This window comes from Mycobacterium sp. IDUB_19 (assembly GCF_055419445.1).
In genome coordinates this window covers 261,863-278,449 of sequence record NZ_JBVAXR010000001.1, presented here as the reverse complement: position 1 = coordinate 278,449, position 16,587 = coordinate 261,863, and the positions used below count along the sequence as shown (strand labels likewise).

The following is a 16,587-nucleotide window of genomic DNA, read 5'->3' as shown; positions in this document are numbered from 1 at the left end:
CCGGACGGTCACTAAGACTTTAGTCGATCGGTGACGCTGCCCCAATGTGAGGAAGGTCCCAGCTCAGCCTTCCCGGCGACGGCGGCGGCCACCGCCGGATGGCTGCACCTGCAACCGCGCCAGCAGGTCGGCAACCGACTGACCGCCGGTTTGCGGGCCCTCGCCCGGGTTGTCTCGCCCGTCGGGCCCGGAGTCCGCGCCGAGGTGGCGGGGTGCGGGCTCCGGGTGCGGCGCGGGGGCGAGTCGGGGTGGCGGCGGCTCCGCGTCGTGAAGTTCCTGCTTGGCGTGCGGCGGCGGTGGTGGCGCGGTCGCAGCTGCGGGGGGCGGCGCTGCGCCGGGCTCGTCCGGTTCGGCGAAGTTCGCGACGGAATAGTCGCGATACTCCGCGGAATGGCGGGAGCGTGCCCGACGGCCGGATTCGCCGGCTGGCGCTGGGGGCTCGGGCTCGACCGACGGGCCCTCGAACGACTCCTCGGGGTTGGAATGCCGGGAGCGCCGACGCCGGCCTGACGATTCGGCGGGTGGATCGGGTGAGTCGCCGCGTTCCCAGTTGCTGCGGGGTGCTCCCGGAGGCAGCCAGAGGCCGTCGGAGAGAACCGGCTGCCAGTCGGGCCGCACCGATCCGGGCTGCGGCTCCGGTGATGGCGGTGGCCCGGGTGGCGGTACCTGCTGCGAGTGGGGCTGCCAGTGCTGGGGCTCGAATCGCTGCTCGGCCGCCGCCGGGGCGGGCATCGGCGGGGGCGGATACGGGACCTTTTGCGGGGCCACGTACGGCGGCGTCTCCGGATACCGGGCCTCCGGATACCGGGCCTGCGGCGGCGGGTAGGCAGCCTCTTGCTGGCCTTCGTAGTGGAACCGGGCCTGCTCCCGTGAGCGGGGCGGCAGCAGCGGTTCTTCGGGCACGTCGATGATCGCGGATTCGTCGGTGCGGGGCTCAGCGGAGTCCACCGGGTTGCCCTCGCGGACGGAGGTGACCCGATCGCTGGTGACCCAATCGACTCCCCCGCCTTCGCCGTTGCGGTCCCAGTCGCTGTACGCGCGCGCGGGCGGCGTATCGGTCTCCATGCTTCCCAGTGCCGGCCGCTGCTCGAGGTCGGTGTCGAACAAAATTTCCAGGCTGGTCCGCAGCGAGGCCACCTCCGCGCGCAGCGCGGCCAGATCGTCGTCGGCCTGAGCGCGTATCTCGGAGGCCAGCTCGCGCCGCAACTGGGACTCGACGGTCAGCTCGTACTCGCGGCGTGCCGAGATTTCCCGATCCAGCTGCAGGTCGTAGACCAGCTTCAGGTCACGCACCCGCGACTGATCGGCGTCGCTTTGCCGGCGGTAGAGCACCGACACGAAAGCACCGGCGACTGCGGCCCACAGCGCCAGGATCACAGCGAGCTTGAGAAGTTCCACCCGATTGGTGAAAACCAGTGCGGAACTGGCCCCCATTGCGAGGACCAGCAACGCCGTCAAGAGCACCCACCCCGGCCTGCGGCCGCCGCGCCGACCCCGGGCGCCGCGGGACAGAACGGTCATGGCCTGACTGTACCTGTGCGACGTCATCCAGCGTGTCGCGCGACTCCGGCGATTCTCACCTGGGTTAATTCGTTGATTAATGGCCGTTAACTGTCCGGCCGTTCGCGTCCGCCCCGCCGGGTGGTCCGCAACCTCGCCCTAGCCTTCGGCTCCCTTCGCCCCCTCGGCGCTCTCGCCGTGCTCGGTCGGATCCTGCGGGGATTTGCAGCAGTGCTGTAACCACAGCGCGGCGACCACTAGCGCCAGCGCGCTGACGGCTGCCACCACGGTTCCGGTGGTGTCCTCCGCGGCGACCCGCAGCCAGGACCGGCGCGGCAGGAAATACACCAGAACTCCGACCCACCAGCCCAGCACCAGGGCGCCCACCCAGGCCGACGCCTTGGCGATCACCACGGTGCGTGCCACCGCGAGCGGGTGCAGCCAACCGGGCCCGTCACCGATCTCCCCTTCGGCGATCCTGGCCCGCACGTAGCGCGCCCACAGCGCCTCGCCGATGGCCACTGCGAGCAGTGACAGACCGGTCCACACCGTGATCGGCGGAAACCACCGGAACAGCACATTGATCAGCAGGTAACTCAGTACCGCAGCGCCGACCACCGCGGCCGTCAGGTCACGTTTCCTGGTCGGCCCCATCAGCTCTTCGTCTCCGGATCGGCTGGGGACTTCGCCGGGTGTTCGAGCGTCTGCGCGGACAGCCGGACGGCCTCTTGGTCGGCGGGGTCGAGTTCGGCCAGCAGCTGGACGACGGGTTGGGGCCCTCCGGCCAAGGTCAGCTGAGCATCCGGGTCGACGGCCAGCCAGGGCACCATCACGAAGGCCCGCAGATGGGCCAGCGGGTGCGGCAGCGTCAGGTTGTTGTCCAGACTGATCACCTCGGCGTCCGCGGAGTAGCAGGCGATCAGGTCGACATCCAGCGTGCGCGGGCCCCAGCGCTCGCCGCGAATCCGGCCGGCTTCCCGTTCGAACTCCTGCGCCCGGCGCAGCCAAGCCTGGCCATCGCGGGCCGGGTCGTCGGCGATTAGCACCGCGTTGAGGAACGGGCCCTGCTCCACGCGCCCCCAGGGGGCGGTCTCGTAGACGGGCGAGACCGCCAGCAGCGCGTCACCGAGCCCGTCGACGACCGACTGCAGTCGCGCCAGCCGGTCCCCCAGGTTGGAGCCGATGGACAGTACGACGCGCGTCATCACACTCCGCCCGCGGGGATCACCGAACCGCGCCCGCCGCGCCGCGACCGCCGGATCACCACCGCGACATCGGCGAACTTCTGCGGTATCGGGGCCTGGGGCTTGTGCACCGTCACCTCGACGGCGTGTACGCGTTCGTCGTCCATCACGTGATCGGCGATCTCGGCTCCCACCGTCTCGATCAGATTGTGCGGCGGGCCCGCGACGATGTCGGCGGCCCGCTGGGCCAGGGCGGCGTAGTCGTGGGTGTCGGCCAGGTCGTCGCTGGCGGCGGCATCGACCAGGTCGATCCAGACGACGATGTCGACGACGAATTCCTGCCCGTTGGTCCGCTCGGCCTCGAAGACCCCGTGCCGGCCATGGACTGTCAAGCCGCGCAACTCGATTCGGTCAGCCATCGCTATCAGTCCGCTCTGTCTGCGTCCAGGCACCGACGACCTTGAGGGCGTCGACCGAGGCCCGCACATCGTGCACTCGCACACCCCAGGCCCCGTGAAGGGCGGCCAGGGCGGAAATCACCGCGGTCGCCGTCTCGCGCCCATCGGGCGGTCGGGGCGACCCGTCCGGTCCGGCCAACAGCGTACCGAGGAAGCGCTTCCGCGAGGCACCCAGGAGTACCGGGACCCCGGTGGCCACCAATTCGGGCAAGGCATGCAGCAGCGCCCAATTGTGTTGTCCCGTCTTGGCGAATCCAAGGCCGGGATCGATGATCAGCTTGGCCGGGTCGACGCCGGCGGCCACCGCGTCGTCGATGCCGGCCAGCAGATCCGACCGCACCTCGGCCACCACGTCTAGGTACTGCGGGGCCTCGTGCGGGCGGTCGGACGACACCGATCGCCAATGCATCAACACCCACAGCACACCGGCCTCGGCCACCAGTGGTGCCATCGCCGGATCGGCCCGCCCGCCGGACACGTCGTTGACGATCCGCGCGCCGTTCTCTAAGGCGGTGCGAGCGACATCCGCGTGCATGGTGTCAATGCTCACGGTAATACCCTGGGCCGCAAGCTCTTTGACGACAGGCGCGACGCGGGAGCTCTCGACCCGAGGGTCGATCCGGGTGGCACCGGGCCGGGTCGACTCACCGCCGACGTCGATGATGCCCGCGCCTTCCGCAGCCAAGGCCAGGCCGTGCGCGACGGCTGTGTCGGCGCAGAGGTAGCGCCCGCCATCTGAGAATGAGTCGTCAGTGACGTTCACAACCCCGACAACCTGCACAGGCAGCAAACTCACCTACGCAGGATGAGGTCGAGCGCTTCGGCTCGGGAGGCAGCATCGGTCTTGAATTGGCCGCGCACCGCCGAGGTGGTGGTGATGGCACCGGGCTTGCGGACACCGCGCATCGCCATGCACAGGTGCTCGGCCTCGACCACGACGATCGCCCCGCGGGGGTCGAGCCGCTTCACCAGGGCGTCGGCGATCTGGCTGGTCAGCCGCTCTTGCACCTGCGGCCGCTTGGCGTAAAGGTCAACCAGCCGAGCGATTTTCGACAGCCCGGTCACCCTGCCTTCCGCACCGGGGATGTAGCCGACATGGGCCACCCCGTGGAACGCCACCAGGTGATGCTCGCAGGTGGAGTACAGCGGGATCTCCTTGACGATCACCAACTCGTCGTGCTCTTCGTCGAACATGGTGTTGAGCACCGCGTCGGGCTCGGTGTAGAGACCCGAAAACATCTCCCGGTACGCGCGCGCGACGCGGGCCGGGGTGTCGCGCAACCCATCTCGCTCCGGGTCTTCGCCGATCGCGTACAACAACTCCCGGACCGCCGCCTCTGCACGTGGCTGGTCGAACGCCCGTGCGCCGTTGGACGCGGTGCGGGTATCCGGCAGCACCATCGAAATCTCCGTTCGTCAGCCGCGGGCCGGCGGGTTGGACCGGCTTACATCCTCATCCGGTTGATCAGCGGATTTTTCCGGATCCGGGCTGGGATGACCGGGCGGGGGGTAGGGCGCATAGGGCGGGTACGACGGCTGACCCTGGCCCCGGCTCGGCTGGCCCGGATAACTCGGGGCCGGCGCGGGCCAATGCGGCTGCGGCGGAGGCGGATACCAGTGCCCCTGCGGTTGGTGCTGCTGCGGTGGCGGTGGGGGCCAGCCGGGCGCATACCAGCCGGCCGGAGCACCGTAGTCCGGCTGGGTGGGACGGCGTGCCCCTGTGCGATCGCCGGCGCCCCGACCATCGTGAGAACCGTTGGGGCCGTGGGCTTTTCTATCGGCGTCGGCTTGCGCTGCCTCGGCGGCCTGGCTGGCCGCCGCGATGGCCGCCTTGAACGCCGGCTCGGGGACCGGCTGGGGCCACGGCTCGCCGCGCTCGATCGCCAGCTCGCCGGGCGTCTTGATCGGCGGCTTGTCCGACGGGATGCGGCCGCCGAAATCGTCGAACATCGTTAGCCGGGGCCGCTTTTCGACGTTGGCGAAGATCTGCTCCAGCTCGGGCCGGTGCAGGGTTTCTTTCTCCAGCAGCTCGCCGGCCAAGATGTCGAGTACATCGCGGTAGTCGGTGAGGATCTCCCAGGCCTCGGTGTGCGCCGCCTCGATGAGCTTGCGGACCTCGTCGTCGATGTCGCGGGCAACCTCGTGGGAGTAGTCCGCCTGGTTGCCCATGGTGCGGCCCAGGAAGGGATCGCCGTGCTCGGAGCCGTATTTGACAGCGCCGAGCTTGGAACTCATGCCGAATTCGGTGACCATCGCGCGCGCGGTTTTGGTGGCCTGCTCGATGTCGGACACCGCGCCGGTGGTCGGCTCGCGGAATACCAGTTCCTCGGCCGCGCGCCCGCCCATCGCGAACACCAGCTGGGCGATCATCTCCGAGCGGGTGCGCAGGCCCTTGTCTTCCTCGGGCACCGCGACGGCGTGCCCGCCGGTGCGGCCGCGGGCCAGGATCGTCACCTTGTAGACCGGGTCGATATCCGGCATCGCCCAGGCCGCCAGGGTGTGGCCGCCCTCGTGGTAGGCGGTGATCTTCTTCTCGTGTTCGCTGATGATCCGGCCCTTGCGGCGCGGGCCGCCGATCACCCGGTCCACCGCCTCTTCCAGGGCGGGCCCGGTGATCACCGTGCCGTTCTCGCGCGCGGTCAGCAGCGCCGCTTCGTTGATGACGTTCGCCAGGTCGGCACCGGTCATCCCGACGGTGCGCTTGGCCAACCCCGCGAGATCGGCGTCCGGGCCGATCGGCTTGCCCTTCGAGTGCACTTCGAGCACCGCGCGCCGGCCCGCCAGATCGGGATTGGACACCGGGATCTGCCGGTCGAAGCGTCCTGGCCGCAACAGAGCCGGGTCCAAAATGTCGGGCCGGTTGGTCGCGGCGATCAGGATGACCCCGCCCCGTGGATCGAAGCCGTCCATCTCGACCAGCAACTGGTTGAGCGTCTGCTCGCGCTCGTCATGACCGCCGCCGAGACCCGCGCCGCGCTGGCGCCCGACCGCGTCGATCTCGTCGACGAAAATGATGCACGGACTGTTCTGCTTGGCCTGGTCGAATAGGTCGCGTACCCGCGAGGCACCGACACCGACGAACATCTCGACGAAGTCGGAACCGGAGATGGTGAAGAACGGCACCCCGGCCTCACCGGCGACCGCTCGGGCCAGCAGCGTCTTACCGGTTCCCGGCGGCCCGTAGAGCAGCACGCCCCTCGGGATCTTGGCGCCCAGCGCCTGGTATCGCGCCGGATTCTGCAGGAAGTCCTTGATCTCGTAGAGCTCCTCGACCGCCTCGTCGACGCCGGCGACGTCGGCGAATGTGGTCTTGGGCATGTCCTTGGAGAGTTGCTTGGCGCGCGATTTGCCGAATCCGAAGCCCATGCGGGCGCCGCCCTGCATGCGGGAGAACATCACGAACAGGCCGACCAGCAACAGCAGCGGCAGCACGTAAACCAGCAGCTCGCCCAGGATGCTGCCCTCGTTGACGACGGTGGCAACCTTGGCGTTCTTCGCGTTGAGCGCGTTGAACAGGTCGACGGCGTAGCCGTTGGGGAATTTGGTGATGACCTTGTCGGAGTTGTCGGTGTCGCTGTTGCCCTTCTTCAGGGTCAGCCGCAATTGCTGCTCGCGGTCGTCGATCTGCGCGCTCTTGACGTTGTCCCCGCTGATCTGGGACATCGCCACCGAGGTGTCGACGGGCTTGTAACCGCGGGTGTCATCGCTGAAATAGAAGAACGACCAGCCGAGCACCACAACGACAGCGATCGCCGTGACGATGCGAATCACGTTTTTCCGGTTCATCAATCATCGGCCGTTTCGGCCAGGTCCTTCCGATACACGCAGCTGGAAAAGTTCAGGCTACCGCTATACCAACGAGGGGCGGTTCCCGATGCGACCTAGAGCACCGCAAATTGAGTTCGGGGACGCCTCGGATCGGGAGAGGTCACACTGCGATGACACCGCGCAGCCACGATCATGTTGGCGGGCGCCTTACTCGTCGTAATAGCGAGCTTCGAGCACATTGCCGTCCGGATCGGAGAAGTAATAGATGTGCGGTGCCCATCCCCGGGCCCCGTAGCTGCGGTCCAACCGGGCGCTGGTGTCCACACCCGCCTCCTGCAGACGCCGATCCAGCGCCTCGTATTCAGACTTCGACATTGCCAGGCAGACGTGATTGACCGGATGCCCGGCGCTGCCCCCGGCCATTGTCAGCAACTCGGTGGCGCCACTGGTGGCCACCGGCGACAGGTCGATGATCGAGTCCTCGCTCACCCGCACACTCGGAAACGGCGCTTCGCCGGCCTCGAACTCCTCGAACCGCACCGGCGTCAGTCCGATCACCTTCGTGTAGAAGTCCATCGATGCCCGCGGATCCTTCGTCCACAACACGATGTGGTCCAGCCGCCTCACGCCGAGTCCACCCGCTTTCCTTGGCTGTCGTATCCGCGATATCTACCAGATCCGCCGCGGCGTGAACGGCGATTTTCAACTCCACTGAACACTTCTCACGCCACAGGGGTTGTGCTTTGGTGTGTTGGTGCCCACATCAACCGAACGGTTAGTCGAGACCAACGGCGTCCGGCTGCGGGTGGTCGAAGCCGGTGATCGCGGTGCGCCGGTGGTGGTCTTGGCCCACGGCTTTCCCGAATTGTCCTACTCATGGCGACACCAGATCCCGGCGCTCGTCGAGGCCGGCTACCACGTGCTGGCTCCCGACCAGCGCGGTTATGGCGGTTCCTCCCGCCCTGAGGCGATCGACGCCTACAACATCCGCGAGCTGACGACCGACATCGTCGGCCTGCTCGACGACGTCGGCGCCGAGCGAGCCGTCTGGGTCGGCCACGACTGGGGTGCCCCGGTGGCCTGGACCGCGCCACTGCTGCACCCCGACCGGGTCGCCGCGGTCGTGGGGTTGAGTGTTCCGCCCACGCCGCGCTCGAAGGCGCCGCCGACCCAGGTGTGGCGCGGCAGATTCGGCGAGAATTTCTTCTACATCCTGTACTTCCAGGCGCCCGGCGTCGCCGACGCCGAACTCAACGCCGAACCCGCCCGGTTCATCCGCCGCATCATGGGCGGGCTGGCCGCCCCCGGAGATCACGACGCCGCGATGCGCATGATCGCCCCGGGCCCCGAGGGCTTCATCAATCGGCTGCCCGACGCCGACGTGCTACCCGACTGGATCACTGCCGAAGAGCTCGACCACTACATCGTCGAGTTCTCCCGCACCGGGTTCACCGGCGGGCTGAACTGGTACCGCAATTTCGACCGCAACTGGGAGATCACCGCCGCCCACGTCGGCACGAAGATTTCGGTGCCCTGCCTATTCATCGGCGGCACAGCCGATCCCGTGCTGGCATTCACCCCCGCCGACCGCGCTGCGGAGATCATCTCCGGCCCCTACCGCCAGGTACTGATCGAGGGCGCGGGGCACTGGCTACAACAGGAACGACCCGACGAGGTCAACGCGTTATTGCTGGAATTTCTCAACGGATTGGAGCTGCGGTGAACGCACCGCTTGGTTTCGGCGTCTTCATCACACCATTTCACCCGATCGGCCAATCCCCCACGGTTGCACTGGAATACGACATGGAACGCGTCGTTGCCCTGGACCGCCTGGGGTTCGACGAAGCCTGGTTCGGCGAACACCACTCCGGTGGCTACGAGTTGATCGCCTGCCCGGAGGTGTTCATCGCGGCCGCCGCGGAACGGACCAAGCACATCCGGCTGGGCACCGGCGTGGTCTCGCTGCCCTACCATCACCCGCTGATGGTGGCCGACCGCTGGGTGCTGCTGGACCACCTGACCCGCGGCCGGGTGATGTTCGGCACCGGCCCCGGGGCGCTGCCGTCGGACGCCTACATGATGGGCATCGACCCGGTCGACCAGCGGCCCATGATGCAGGAGTCGCTGGAAGCGATCCTCGCGTTGTTCCGCGCCGGGCCCACCGAGCGAATCGACCGCCACACCGACTGGTTCACCTTGCGCGACGCACAACTGCATATCCGCCCATACACCTGGCCCCATCCGGAAATCTCCACGGCGGCAATGATTTCGCCGTCCGGGCCACGACTGGCGGGCGCGCTGGGCACGTCATTGCTGTCGCTGTCCATGTCGGTGCCCGGCGGTTACGCCGCGCTGGAAACCACCTGGCAGGTGGTGCGCGAACAAGCCGCCAAAGCCGGCCGGGCCGAACCGGACCGGGCCGGCTGGCGGGTGCTGTCCATCATGCACATCGCCGATAGCCGCGAGCAGGCGATCAACGACTGCACCTACGGGCTCCAGGATTTCGCGAACTACTTCGGCGCGGCGGGATTCGTCCCACTGGCCAACACCGTCGAGGGCACGCAGACACCGTACGAGTTCGTCGAAGACTATGCGGCTAAAGGGAATTGCTGCATCGGCACTCCGGCCGACGCGATCGCGCACATCGAAGACCTGCTGGAACGTTCGGGCGGCTTCGGAACGCTGCTGATGCTCGGTCACGACTGGGCGTCGCCCGAAGCGACGTATCACTCTTATGACCTGATGGCCCGCAAGGTGATTCCTCACTTCAAAGGGCAGCTGGCGGCACCGCGGTCTTCGCACGACTGGGCCAAAGCCCATCGCGACCAACTGATCGGCCGCGCCGGCGAGGCGGTCGTGAAAGCCATCACCGAGCATGTCGGCGAGCAGGAAGGCGCGGTGAAGTGATGCGCGCCTCGGTGCTGCGCGACGGCCGGATGGTCTACCGCGACGACGTCCCCGACCCGGTACCCGAATCCGGCCAGGTGCTGGTCGCCATTCGGGCCTGCGGAATCTGCGGCTCCGACTTGCATTTCGCCTCGCACGGTCAGCAGGTGCTGGAGATGACCGAGCGGGTGGCGCGCGGCTCGGGCGGCATGGACGTCGACCTCGAGCACGACATCTTCATGGGCCACGAATTCAGTGCCGAGGTGCTCGAAGCCGGTCCCGACACCGACACCTATCCGCCCGGTTCCATCGTCACGTCTATTCCGGTGCTGTTGTCCGCCAAGGGCGTGGAGCCGATCGTCTACAGCAACAACACGATCGGCGGCTATGCGGAGCGGATGCTGCTCTCGGCGCCGCTGCTGCTGCCCATCCCCAACGGGCTTGACCACAAACACGCCGCCCTGACCGAGCCGATGGCGGTGGGGCTGCACGCAGTCAACAAGTCGAACATCGAGCCGGGCGAGACTGCCCTGGTGCTGGGATGCGGCCCGATCGGTATTGCGATCATCGCGTCCCTTCGTGCGCGCGGCGTGGAAAGCATTGTGGCATCCGATTTCTCGCCGAAGCGACGCGAGCTGGCCACCGCGATGGGCGCCCACCAAGCGCTGGACGCAGCCCTTGGTTCGCCGTTCGACACCGTCAAACCCGCGGTGGTATTCGAGGCGATCGGAGTGCCCGGCATCATCGACGACGTGTTGTTGCGGGCACGGTCGGGCACCCGTCTGGTCGTCGCCGGAGTATGCATGGAATCCGACACCTTCCATCCGTTCTTCGCGATTGCCAAAGAGATCAATGTGCAGTTCTCGCTGGCCTACGGCCCCGAGGAGTTCTCCGAAGCGCTGCGCTCACTGGCCGAGGGCGAGATCGACGTCAGCCCGCTGATCACGGGCGAGGTAGGCCTGGACGGGGTCGGAGCGGCCTTCGACGACCTCGCCGACCCCGAGCGGCACTGCAAGATTCTCGTCACGCCCTAGGCGGTTTAGGCCCAACCAGACCCGACCGCGCTGTCGGTGGTGGCCATATTGCTGCCGGCGGTTTGCACTTTTTGCCCGTGGGTGTTGGCCTGTTCGTAGATCACCTGGAAGTTGCGGCCCAACTGGATGATGAACTCCTGGCACGCAGCCGACCCGGCGCCGCCCCAAAAGTCGCCCGCGGCAAGCACATCGCGAATGATGGCCTGATGTTCGGCTTCCAGGGACGCAGCCTGCGCGCGGATCGTGGCGCCGTGGGCGTCGACATCGCCGAATTGATAGTTGATCGTCATCGCTAAAAGACTCCTATGTATAGAGGGTTGATTTGTGGGCTAATTCCCGAGGATCTGCTGGGAGGCTTGCTCTTGCTGCTCGTAGTTGTTGGCGTCGCGAACTAGCCCGTCGCGCACTCCGTGCAGCATGTTCACAATGTTGCGAAATGCCTGATCCGTCTGGCCCATGGTGTCGTACGAGGTCGCCTGGGCCTGTCCGCTCCAACCGGCGCCGGCGATGTTTTGCGAGGACGCCCACATCTTGCGGGCCTCGTCCTCGACGGTCTGGGCGTGCACCTCGAAGCGGCCCGCCATGTCCCGCATCGCGTGCGGATCGGTCATAAAACGTGTGGTCACTACATGTCTCCTTCGAAACGAGTTGTCAGTTCTGATGATTGGTTAGCGCTGAGTCGACAGAGCTCCTCCTCCCGTCATCCGACCACCCGCGGCAATACGCTTGCGCGAGATGGCATGGCAGCGCCGAAGCCGCGCATCTCCAGACCCCCAACCTGACTGGCGGGGATACTCCGCGGAGCCAGCATTGGCGCGCCGGCACTCGTCAATGGCGCGGCGGCCGGCGCGGCAGCCTCCGGGGTCGCACCGGTCCAGCTCGCCGGAACCGACAGACTGCCGACGGAAGGTGCCTGGCCCATGGCCGCCGCCGGCATCAGCCGGGCCGGCGCCAGCATCTCGGGCTCGCGCATTATCGGGTGGGCGGGAACCAGACGTTCCATCCCGGGCATCGCCAATCGAGGGACAGCCCCCGGTGCGCGCATCGGTGTCGCCAGACCCGCGTTGGATGCCGCCATCGAGCCCAGCCCTGGCGCGCTCGTGCCAGCACCCTGACTGAGGGGCGTGCCGAGCAGGCTGGAAAACCCGCTGACACCGGATTGGAAGCTGTTCAGCAACGACGATCCCGAGGAGTTGAGCGCCGAGGGAAGCCCCATGGACGCTTGAGTGGCCATCCCCTGCGCAGCACCCTCCACGTTGGCGGCGGCCGCCTCGGCGCCCGCAACGGTGGTGCCGGCCACCCCGCCCGGATTGGTGGTGGGCGGCGCCACCGCCATCGGCGTCAACATGCTCGCCGTCATCGAAGCTGCGGCATAGGCGTACATCGCGGCGGCGTCTTGGGCCCACATCTCGCCGTAATGCGCCTCGGTGGCCGCGATCGCCGGGGTGTTTTGACCAAGGAAGTTCGTTGCGATCAGCATCATCAGCAAAGACCGGTTGGCGGCGATGATCGGCGGAGGCACGACAGCGGCAAAAGCCGCCTCGTGTGCCGCTGCGGCCGCGGCCGCAGCGGCACACGCCTGCTCGGCCTGCGCGGCGGTGCGGTGCATCCAGGCCACATAGGGTGCGGCGGCGGCGGCCATCGCTGCTGACGACGGGCCCTGCCAGCCGGCGTCAGCCAGCTCCAATATCACCGACCCGTAGCCGGTCGCAGCCGATTGCAGCTCGGCGGCCAGCCCCTGCCAGGACGTCGCCGCGGCCAGCATCGGCGCTGATCCCGGGCCCGCGTACATCAAGCCGGAGGTAATTTCCGGAGGTAGTGCACCGAAATCCATCACTTCATCCCTTCTTTGGCCGGTCGGTTTCTAAGCCACTGCCGAGACGGCGGGCGTGGGGCCGACAGGTACGGGTGCCGGGTGCACGGGCAGGGCCACCCGGTGTTCGGGCGGCGCGAAAGGCAATAACTGTCCCGGCGAGACATGCTGGACGGCCGCGGTGGGCGCCAAGTCCGCCTGCGCGGCCTGCTGCGCAGGAGCGACGTGCGGGGCAGGCGCTGGGCGCGCGGGCGCAACGTGCTGGGCCGGCCTGGCGGGTGCCGGGTGCGCAGGTGCGACGCGCTGGGCAGGGGCGGCGGGCGCCGCATGCGCGCCATAGTTGCCGCGTCCATACGGCGTCACCTGGCTGCCATAGTTGCCACGTCCATACGGCGTCACCTGGCTGCCATAGTTGCCCCCGTGCCATAGCGGGCTGGTCGGCGCCACGTGGCCGCCCGCGGCCTGGGTCGCATTGGCGGCCTCGGTGGTCGCATAAGAGTCGGCACTAACCCTCAGGGCGTCGACGAACCGTTCGTGGATCATGCTGGCCTCGGCGCTGATCGCCTGGTACTGCTGGCCGTAAGCAGAGAAGGCGGCCGCCGTCACCACCGAGACCTCATCGGCCGCTGCCGGAATCACCCCGGTCGTCGGGAATGCGGCAATCCCGTTGGCCGCACTTGCGGCCGAGCCAATCGCTTGCAGCTGGCCAGCCGCCGCCAACAGCAGCTCCGGCACTGTGGTCACGAACGACATGTGTCTTCTCCTCTAGCTACGAACCGTCATGCCGGGAACCGGCACAGGTAGGACGCTTCTTGGTTAGCGTTGTCACGCTTGCAGACACTATGTCATGAATTAGGAATATATGTCTAGTACTGAGTACTGAATTCCTTTTTTATGTGGTGAACTCGCGGATCAGGACGCTTTGACCGTGTTTTGGCATCGGGATACTCTGGTCGGGTGCCACGAACCAACGCTGCCGGGTGGGAATTGAGGCGCCTGCTTGAGGCGACCCTGAACCGTGACATCACCGTGGAGCAATTGCGGGATGCCTGTGGTGTCACCAAGGGCCGCTGGTACGGAGCCGGCGGGCGCGCAAGCGCCGACGACTTCCCCGACGCCGAAGAGGCCCGGCGCGCGGCTCATGCATTCGGCCTCAGCGCGACCTGGGTACAAGTCGAACTTGGCCTGATAACACCGGATGATGTGCGCGAGGCCTTGGGCGAGCCGCAATCTCTGGACCCTTTCCAGAACACGACACAACAGCGAGTGCTGATGCCGAATCCGACGGCCGAGGAGCCGCGCACCTAAGACGCCGTCGGCTGGCCGAAGTGGCACCGACCTGTTCCGCCTGCCCGGCCGTCTGACTCAGCCACGCCACTTGAGGCACGGCCGCGCTCAGCATGGCCGAGGCGGACGGCCCCTCCCATGGCCCGTCGGTGAGGCCGGTAATCAGCGCCCGATAAGTGGCTGCCGCGGAATACAACTCGGCGGCCAGCCCGTCCCAGGCCGCCGCGGCGGCCAGCAGGGGCCCGGAGCCGGGCCCGGCGTACATCAGCGTGGAGTTGATCTCCGGTGGCATCTGCGCGAAATCCAGCATCGGTTTCCTCGCCTAGCCGGCCGCGGCGGCGTTGGCGATCTCAGTGGCGGCATACGAACCGGCACTGACGCCAAGCGTTGTCGCCAACTGCTCTCGGACCGTGGCAGCCTCGGCGCTGATCTCCTGAAAGAGCTGCGCGTGCGAAACAAACTGTGCCGCAGTCAATATCGACACCGCGTCAGCAGCGGCGGACACCAACCCCATCGTCGGTGTTGCCGCAGCCGAACTTCCCTCCCGCACAACCGTATTGACGCTGTGTAGCTCACCACTGACCGCATACAGCACTTCTGGACGCGCCTTCAGGAAAGACATGTCTCCTCCTCAAAAATGGTTTATCACACCAACTTTCAGCAGACAGGGGCGGGCTGCCGAATCCGACGACTGGCCACGTTAGATGCGATATGCCCGGAGATGACAGTCCCGGACTGGCCAATTCATTACCGAGTCGATAACTGTTCATATTGCCGATCTGACATGCTGCAACATTTGCTTTTAGCATGAAAGATTTTGCAAACCAATATGATTGGAGATTCGCATGAATTCGCACGTGATTGCCTAGACAGCCATTATGCTTCGCCCGCGAAAATCGCGTCGCCTACTGGACCCAATTGCCGAACCCCACTGCCGATGGTGATCGCTTCGGAAAGCGCCGCGGTCCAATACGCGCATGGCAACGGATCTCGGGCACCAAGGAGAACCCTCCGCCCGACTGGGCTCCGGCGAGCCGGCCGCTCAGGTCGTCGTGACGGCTGCGCGCACTGACCGCGCTTCCCGTTCGCCTCCACGAGTTCCGATGAACGGTCACCGCAGTCATCGATTTCAAACTGGCTTTCGCGCAAAATGATTCGCAACTACGAGCCGACTGGCGGCGCCGGCGACGATCAGACTTTGAGCAACCCCTAGAGCGTCGAGCCATCAAACGGCTAGGGTGCCAGGCATGCCGATCGCACGAAGCGCCCCGAGGTTTGTCCGCTGGTCGGTCGCTGCGGCCGCGGCCAGTCTGGCCCTGACCACGGTAACGGCGTGTGATTCCCACAATGCCCCCGCGCCGGGGGCAAATCCGCGTCAGGTCACCGTGCTGGGATCGGGGCAAGTGCAAGGTGTGCCGGACACGTTGACCGCCGACGTCGGTATCGAATTCGGCGCCGCCGACGTCACCGCGGCGATGAACCAGACCAACGACCGCCAGCAAGCGGTCATCAATGCGCTCGTCGGCGCCGGCCTGGACCGCAAGGACATCAGCACCACCGAGGTGACGCTGCAGCCGCAGTACACCAATCCCGAGCAGGGCGGCACCGCCACCATCACCGGCTACCGCGCCAGCAACGCCATCCGGGTCAGGATCCACCCGACCGACGCCGCATCACGAATGCTCGCGCTGATCGTCAGTACCGGCGGCGACGCCACCCGGATCACGTCGGTCAGCTACTCGATCGCCGACGACTCGCAGTTGGTCAAGGACGCGCGGGCACGGGCATTCAACGACGCCAAGAACCGCGCCGACCAGTACGCCCAGCTGTCCGGGCTGCGGCTGGGCAATGTGTTGTCCATCTCGGAGGCGACCGGCGGCTCGCTTATGGCCGGGGCACCCGCGGCGCCGCCGAAAGCCATGGCCACCCCGGTGCCGCTGGAGCCGGGCCAGCAGACGGTGAGCTTCTCGGTGACCGCGGTGTGGGAGCTGGACTAGCTCACTACTGTTCGTAGACCCTGGGGTCAAGGGTGCCGATGTAGGACAGGTCGCGGTAGCGCTCGTCGTAGTCCAGGCCGTAGCCCACGACGAAGTCGTTGGGAATGTCGAAGCCCACGTAGGAGATCTCGACGTTGGCGCGCACCGCGTCGGGCTTGCGCAGCAGCGTGCACACCCGCAGCGAGCGGGGATGGCGGCTTTTCAGGTTCCGCAGCAGCCACGACAGCGTCAGGCCCGAGTCGACGACGTCCTCGACGATCAGCACGTCGCGATCGTTGATGTCGCGGTCCAGGTCCTTGAGAATGCGCACCACGCCCGACGACGACGTCGAGGAGCCGTAGGAGCTGACGGCCATGAATTCGAACTGCGTCGGCACCGGAATCGCGCGCGCCAGGTCGGTGACAAAGATCACGGCACCCTTGAGCACGGTGATCAGCAGGAGATCCTGCCCGGTCTCGCTGACGGAGTCCCGGTAGTCGTCGCGGATTTGCTCGCCGAGCTCGCCGATGCGCACCTGGATCTGCTCCGTGGTGAGCAGCACGGACTTGATATCCCCCGGGTACAGGTCCACGGGCTGCTCGGGAGTTATCGCCGAGGAGATCTGGGCCACGCCCACAGCGTGCCACGTCAGCGGCTGAACAACCAACGGCGGCGACAATT

At 67.0% G+C, this 16,587-nt stretch carries 18 protein-coding genes and 2 pseudogenes; 5 read left to right on the top strand and 15 right to left on the bottom strand.

Annotation, left to right across the window (positions count from 1 at the left end; translation table 11 throughout):
• Nucleotides 1-63: 63 nt before the first annotated feature.
• The 8 genes from ACZY0B_RS01280 to ACZY0B_RS01245 form a co-directional block, all read right to left on the bottom strand.
• Nucleotides 64-1,521: a DUF6779 domain-containing protein gene (locus ACZY0B_RS01280; RefSeq protein ID WP_463762118.1), complete on the bottom strand. Its 1,458-nt coding sequence runs from the start codon at nucleotides 1,519-1,521 to the stop codon at nucleotides 64-66.
• A 138-nt stretch (nucleotides 1,522-1,659) separates the two neighbouring features.
• Nucleotides 1,660-2,154, bottom strand: a complete 495-nt coding sequence (locus ACZY0B_RS01275; protein ID WP_463762117.1) for a DUF3180 domain-containing protein — start codon at nucleotides 2,152-2,154, stop codon at nucleotides 1,660-1,662.
• Entirely contained in the window at nucleotides 2,154-2,705 is a 552-nt protein-coding gene (folK, locus tag ACZY0B_RS01270; RefSeq protein WP_463762116.1) for a 2-amino-4-hydroxy-6-hydroxymethyldihydropteridine diphosphokinase, read from the bottom strand. Before folK ends, ACZY0B_RS01275 begins: the two co-directional genes overlap by 1 nt.
• Nucleotides 2,705-3,103: a dihydroneopterin aldolase gene (gene folB, locus ACZY0B_RS01265; protein ID WP_463762115.1), complete on the bottom strand. Its 399-nt coding sequence runs from the start codon at nucleotides 3,101-3,103 to the stop codon at nucleotides 2,705-2,707. Before folB ends, folK begins: the two co-directional genes overlap by 1 nt.
• Nucleotides 3,096-3,938 (bottom strand): dihydropteroate synthase, encoded by an 843-nt coding sequence (gene folP / locus ACZY0B_RS01260; protein WP_463762114.1) that lies wholly within the window; start codon nucleotides 3,936-3,938, stop codon nucleotides 3,096-3,098. The genes folB and folP overlap by 8 nt, the downstream gene beginning before the upstream one ends.
• Complete coding sequence (gene folE / locus ACZY0B_RS01255; RefSeq protein WP_463762113.1) at nucleotides 3,935-4,543, bottom strand: GTP cyclohydrolase I FolE; 609 nt, start codon at nucleotides 4,541-4,543, stop codon at nucleotides 3,935-3,937. Before folE ends, folP begins: the two co-directional genes overlap by 4 nt.
• A gap of 15 nt (nucleotides 4,544-4,558) precedes the next feature.
• Nucleotides 4,559-6,928 (bottom strand): ATP-dependent zinc metalloprotease FtsH, encoded by a 2,370-nt coding sequence (ftsH, locus tag ACZY0B_RS01250; RefSeq protein WP_463762111.1) that lies wholly within the window; start codon nucleotides 6,926-6,928, stop codon nucleotides 4,559-4,561.
• 189 nt (nucleotides 6,929-7,117) lie between these two features.
• A complete protein-coding gene (locus ACZY0B_RS01245; protein WP_463762110.1) occupies nucleotides 7,118-7,537 on the bottom strand; it encodes a VOC family protein in 420 nt (139 codons plus the stop codon).
• 127 nt (nucleotides 7,538-7,664) lie between these two features.
• Between ACZY0B_RS01245 and ACZY0B_RS01240 the strand changes: the two genes are divergently transcribed.
• The 3 genes from ACZY0B_RS01240 to ACZY0B_RS01230 are packed head-to-tail and all read left to right on the top strand — an operon-like array spanning nucleotide 7,665 to nucleotide 10,830.
• Nucleotides 7,665-8,633, top strand: coding sequence for an alpha/beta fold hydrolase (locus ACZY0B_RS01240; protein WP_463762109.1), 969 nt, complete (start codon nucleotides 7,665-7,667; stop codon nucleotides 8,631-8,633).
• Nucleotides 8,630-9,817: an LLM class flavin-dependent oxidoreductase gene (locus tag ACZY0B_RS01235; protein WP_463762108.1), complete on the top strand. Its 1,188-nt coding sequence runs from the start codon at nucleotides 8,630-8,632 to the stop codon at nucleotides 9,815-9,817. Before ACZY0B_RS01240 ends, ACZY0B_RS01235 begins: the two co-directional genes overlap by 4 nt.
• On the top strand, nucleotides 9,817-10,830 hold the full coding sequence (locus tag ACZY0B_RS01230; RefSeq protein ID WP_463762370.1) for a zinc-binding dehydrogenase: 1,014 nt from the start codon (nucleotides 9,817-9,819) through the stop codon (nucleotides 10,828-10,830). Before ACZY0B_RS01235 ends, ACZY0B_RS01230 begins: the two co-directional genes overlap by 1 nt.
• A 5-nt stretch (nucleotides 10,831-10,835) precedes the next feature.
• On the opposite strand, the gene ACZY0B_RS01225 is transcribed toward ACZY0B_RS01230, so the two are convergent.
• From ACZY0B_RS01225 to ACZY0B_RS01210, 4 genes and pseudogenes are all read right to left on the bottom strand, one after another.
• The gene (locus ACZY0B_RS01225) at nucleotides 10,836-11,120 is read right to left on the bottom strand and encodes a WXG100 family type VII secretion target (RefSeq protein ID WP_463762107.1); all 285 of its coding nucleotides are present in this window, start codon (nucleotides 11,118-11,120) and stop codon (nucleotides 10,836-10,838) included.
• A 39-nt stretch (nucleotides 11,121-11,159) separates the two neighbouring features.
• The gene (locus ACZY0B_RS01220) at nucleotides 11,160-11,456 is read right to left on the bottom strand and encodes a WXG100 family type VII secretion target (protein WP_463762106.1); all 297 of its coding nucleotides are present in this window, start codon (nucleotides 11,454-11,456) and stop codon (nucleotides 11,160-11,162) included.
• A gap of 74 nt (nucleotides 11,457-11,530) precedes the next feature.
• Nucleotides 11,531-12,664 carry a PPE family protein gene (locus ACZY0B_RS01215; protein ID WP_463762105.1) on the bottom strand — a complete coding sequence of 378 codons (1,134 nt, stop codon included), beginning with the start codon at nucleotides 12,662-12,664 and terminating at the stop codon, nucleotides 11,531-11,533.
• A gap of 438 nt (nucleotides 12,665-13,102) precedes the next feature.
• A pseudogene (locus tag ACZY0B_RS01210) lies at nucleotides 13,103-13,396 on the bottom strand (PE family protein); the annotation flags it as partial.
• Nucleotides 13,397-13,600: 204 nt separating this feature from the next.
• Here ACZY0B_RS01210 and ACZY0B_RS01205 point away from each other — a divergent pair.
• Complete coding sequence (locus tag ACZY0B_RS01205) at nucleotides 13,601-13,951, top strand: hypothetical protein (RefSeq protein WP_463762391.1); 351 nt, start codon at nucleotides 13,601-13,603, stop codon at nucleotides 13,949-13,951.
• A 25-nt stretch (nucleotides 13,952-13,976) separates the two neighbouring features.
• Here the strand turns inward: ACZY0B_RS01205 and ACZY0B_RS01200 are convergent.
• Nucleotides 13,977-14,240: pseudogene (locus ACZY0B_RS01200) on the bottom strand (PPE family protein); the annotation flags it as partial.
• A 12-nt stretch (nucleotides 14,241-14,252) separates the two neighbouring features.
• Complete coding sequence (locus ACZY0B_RS01195; protein WP_463762104.1) at nucleotides 14,253-14,552, bottom strand: PE family protein; 300 nt, start codon at nucleotides 14,550-14,552, stop codon at nucleotides 14,253-14,255.
• A 625-nt stretch (nucleotides 14,553-15,177) separates the two neighbouring features.
• Between ACZY0B_RS01195 and ACZY0B_RS01190 the strand changes: the two genes are divergently transcribed.
• Entirely contained in the window at nucleotides 15,178-15,927 is a 750-nt protein-coding gene (locus ACZY0B_RS01190) for an SIMPL domain-containing protein (protein WP_463762103.1), read from the top strand.
• Nucleotides 15,928-15,931: 4 nt separating this feature from the next.
• Here ACZY0B_RS01190 and hpt read toward each other — a convergent pair whose 3' ends face one another.
• Nucleotides 15,932-16,585, bottom strand: a complete 654-nt coding sequence (gene hpt / locus ACZY0B_RS01185; protein ID WP_463762102.1) for a hypoxanthine phosphoribosyltransferase — start codon at nucleotides 16,583-16,585, stop codon at nucleotides 15,932-15,934.
• Nucleotides 16,586-16,587: the final 2 nt, after the last annotated feature.

Excerpts from the sequence above, each read along its gene's own strand:
- ACZY0B_RS01280 (WP_463762118.1), bottom strand. The coding sequence starts at position 1,521 with ATGACCGTTCTGTCCCGCGGCGCCCGGGGTCGGCGCGGCGGCCGCAGG.
- ACZY0B_RS01275 (WP_463762117.1), bottom strand. The coding sequence starts at position 2,154 with ATGGGGCCGACCAGGAAACGTGACCTGACGGCCGCGGTGGTCGGCGCT.
- folK (WP_463762116.1), bottom strand. The coding sequence starts at position 2,705 with ATGACGCGCGTCGTACTGTCCATCGGCTCCAACCTGGGGGACCGGCTG.
- folB (WP_463762115.1), bottom strand. The coding sequence starts at position 3,103 with ATGGCTGACCGAATCGAGTTGCGCGGCTTGACAGTCCATGGCCGGCAC.
- folE (WP_463762113.1), bottom strand. The coding sequence starts at position 4,543 with ATGGTGCTGCCGGATACCCGCACCGCGTCCAACGGCGCACGGGCGTTC.
- ftsH (WP_463762111.1), bottom strand. The coding sequence starts at position 6,928 with ATGAACCGGAAAAACGTGATTCGCATCGTCACGGCGATCGCTGTCGTT.
- ACZY0B_RS01230 (WP_463762370.1), top strand. The coding sequence starts at position 9,817 with ATGCGCGCCTCGGTGCTGCGCGACGGCCGGATGGTCTACCGCGACGAC.
- ACZY0B_RS01225 (WP_463762107.1), bottom strand. The coding sequence starts at position 11,120 with ATGACGATCAACTATCAATTCGGCGATGTCGACGCCCACGGCGCCACG.
- ACZY0B_RS01215 (WP_463762105.1), bottom strand. The coding sequence starts at position 12,664 with ATGGATTTCGGTGCACTACCTCCGGAAATTACCTCCGGCTTGATGTAC.
- ACZY0B_RS01195 (WP_463762104.1), bottom strand. The coding sequence starts at position 14,552 with ATGTCTTTCCTGAAGGCGCGTCCAGAAGTGCTGTATGCGGTCAGTGGT.
- ACZY0B_RS01190 (WP_463762103.1), top strand. The coding sequence starts at position 15,178 with ATGCCGATCGCACGAAGCGCCCCGAGGTTTGTCCGCTGGTCGGTCGCT.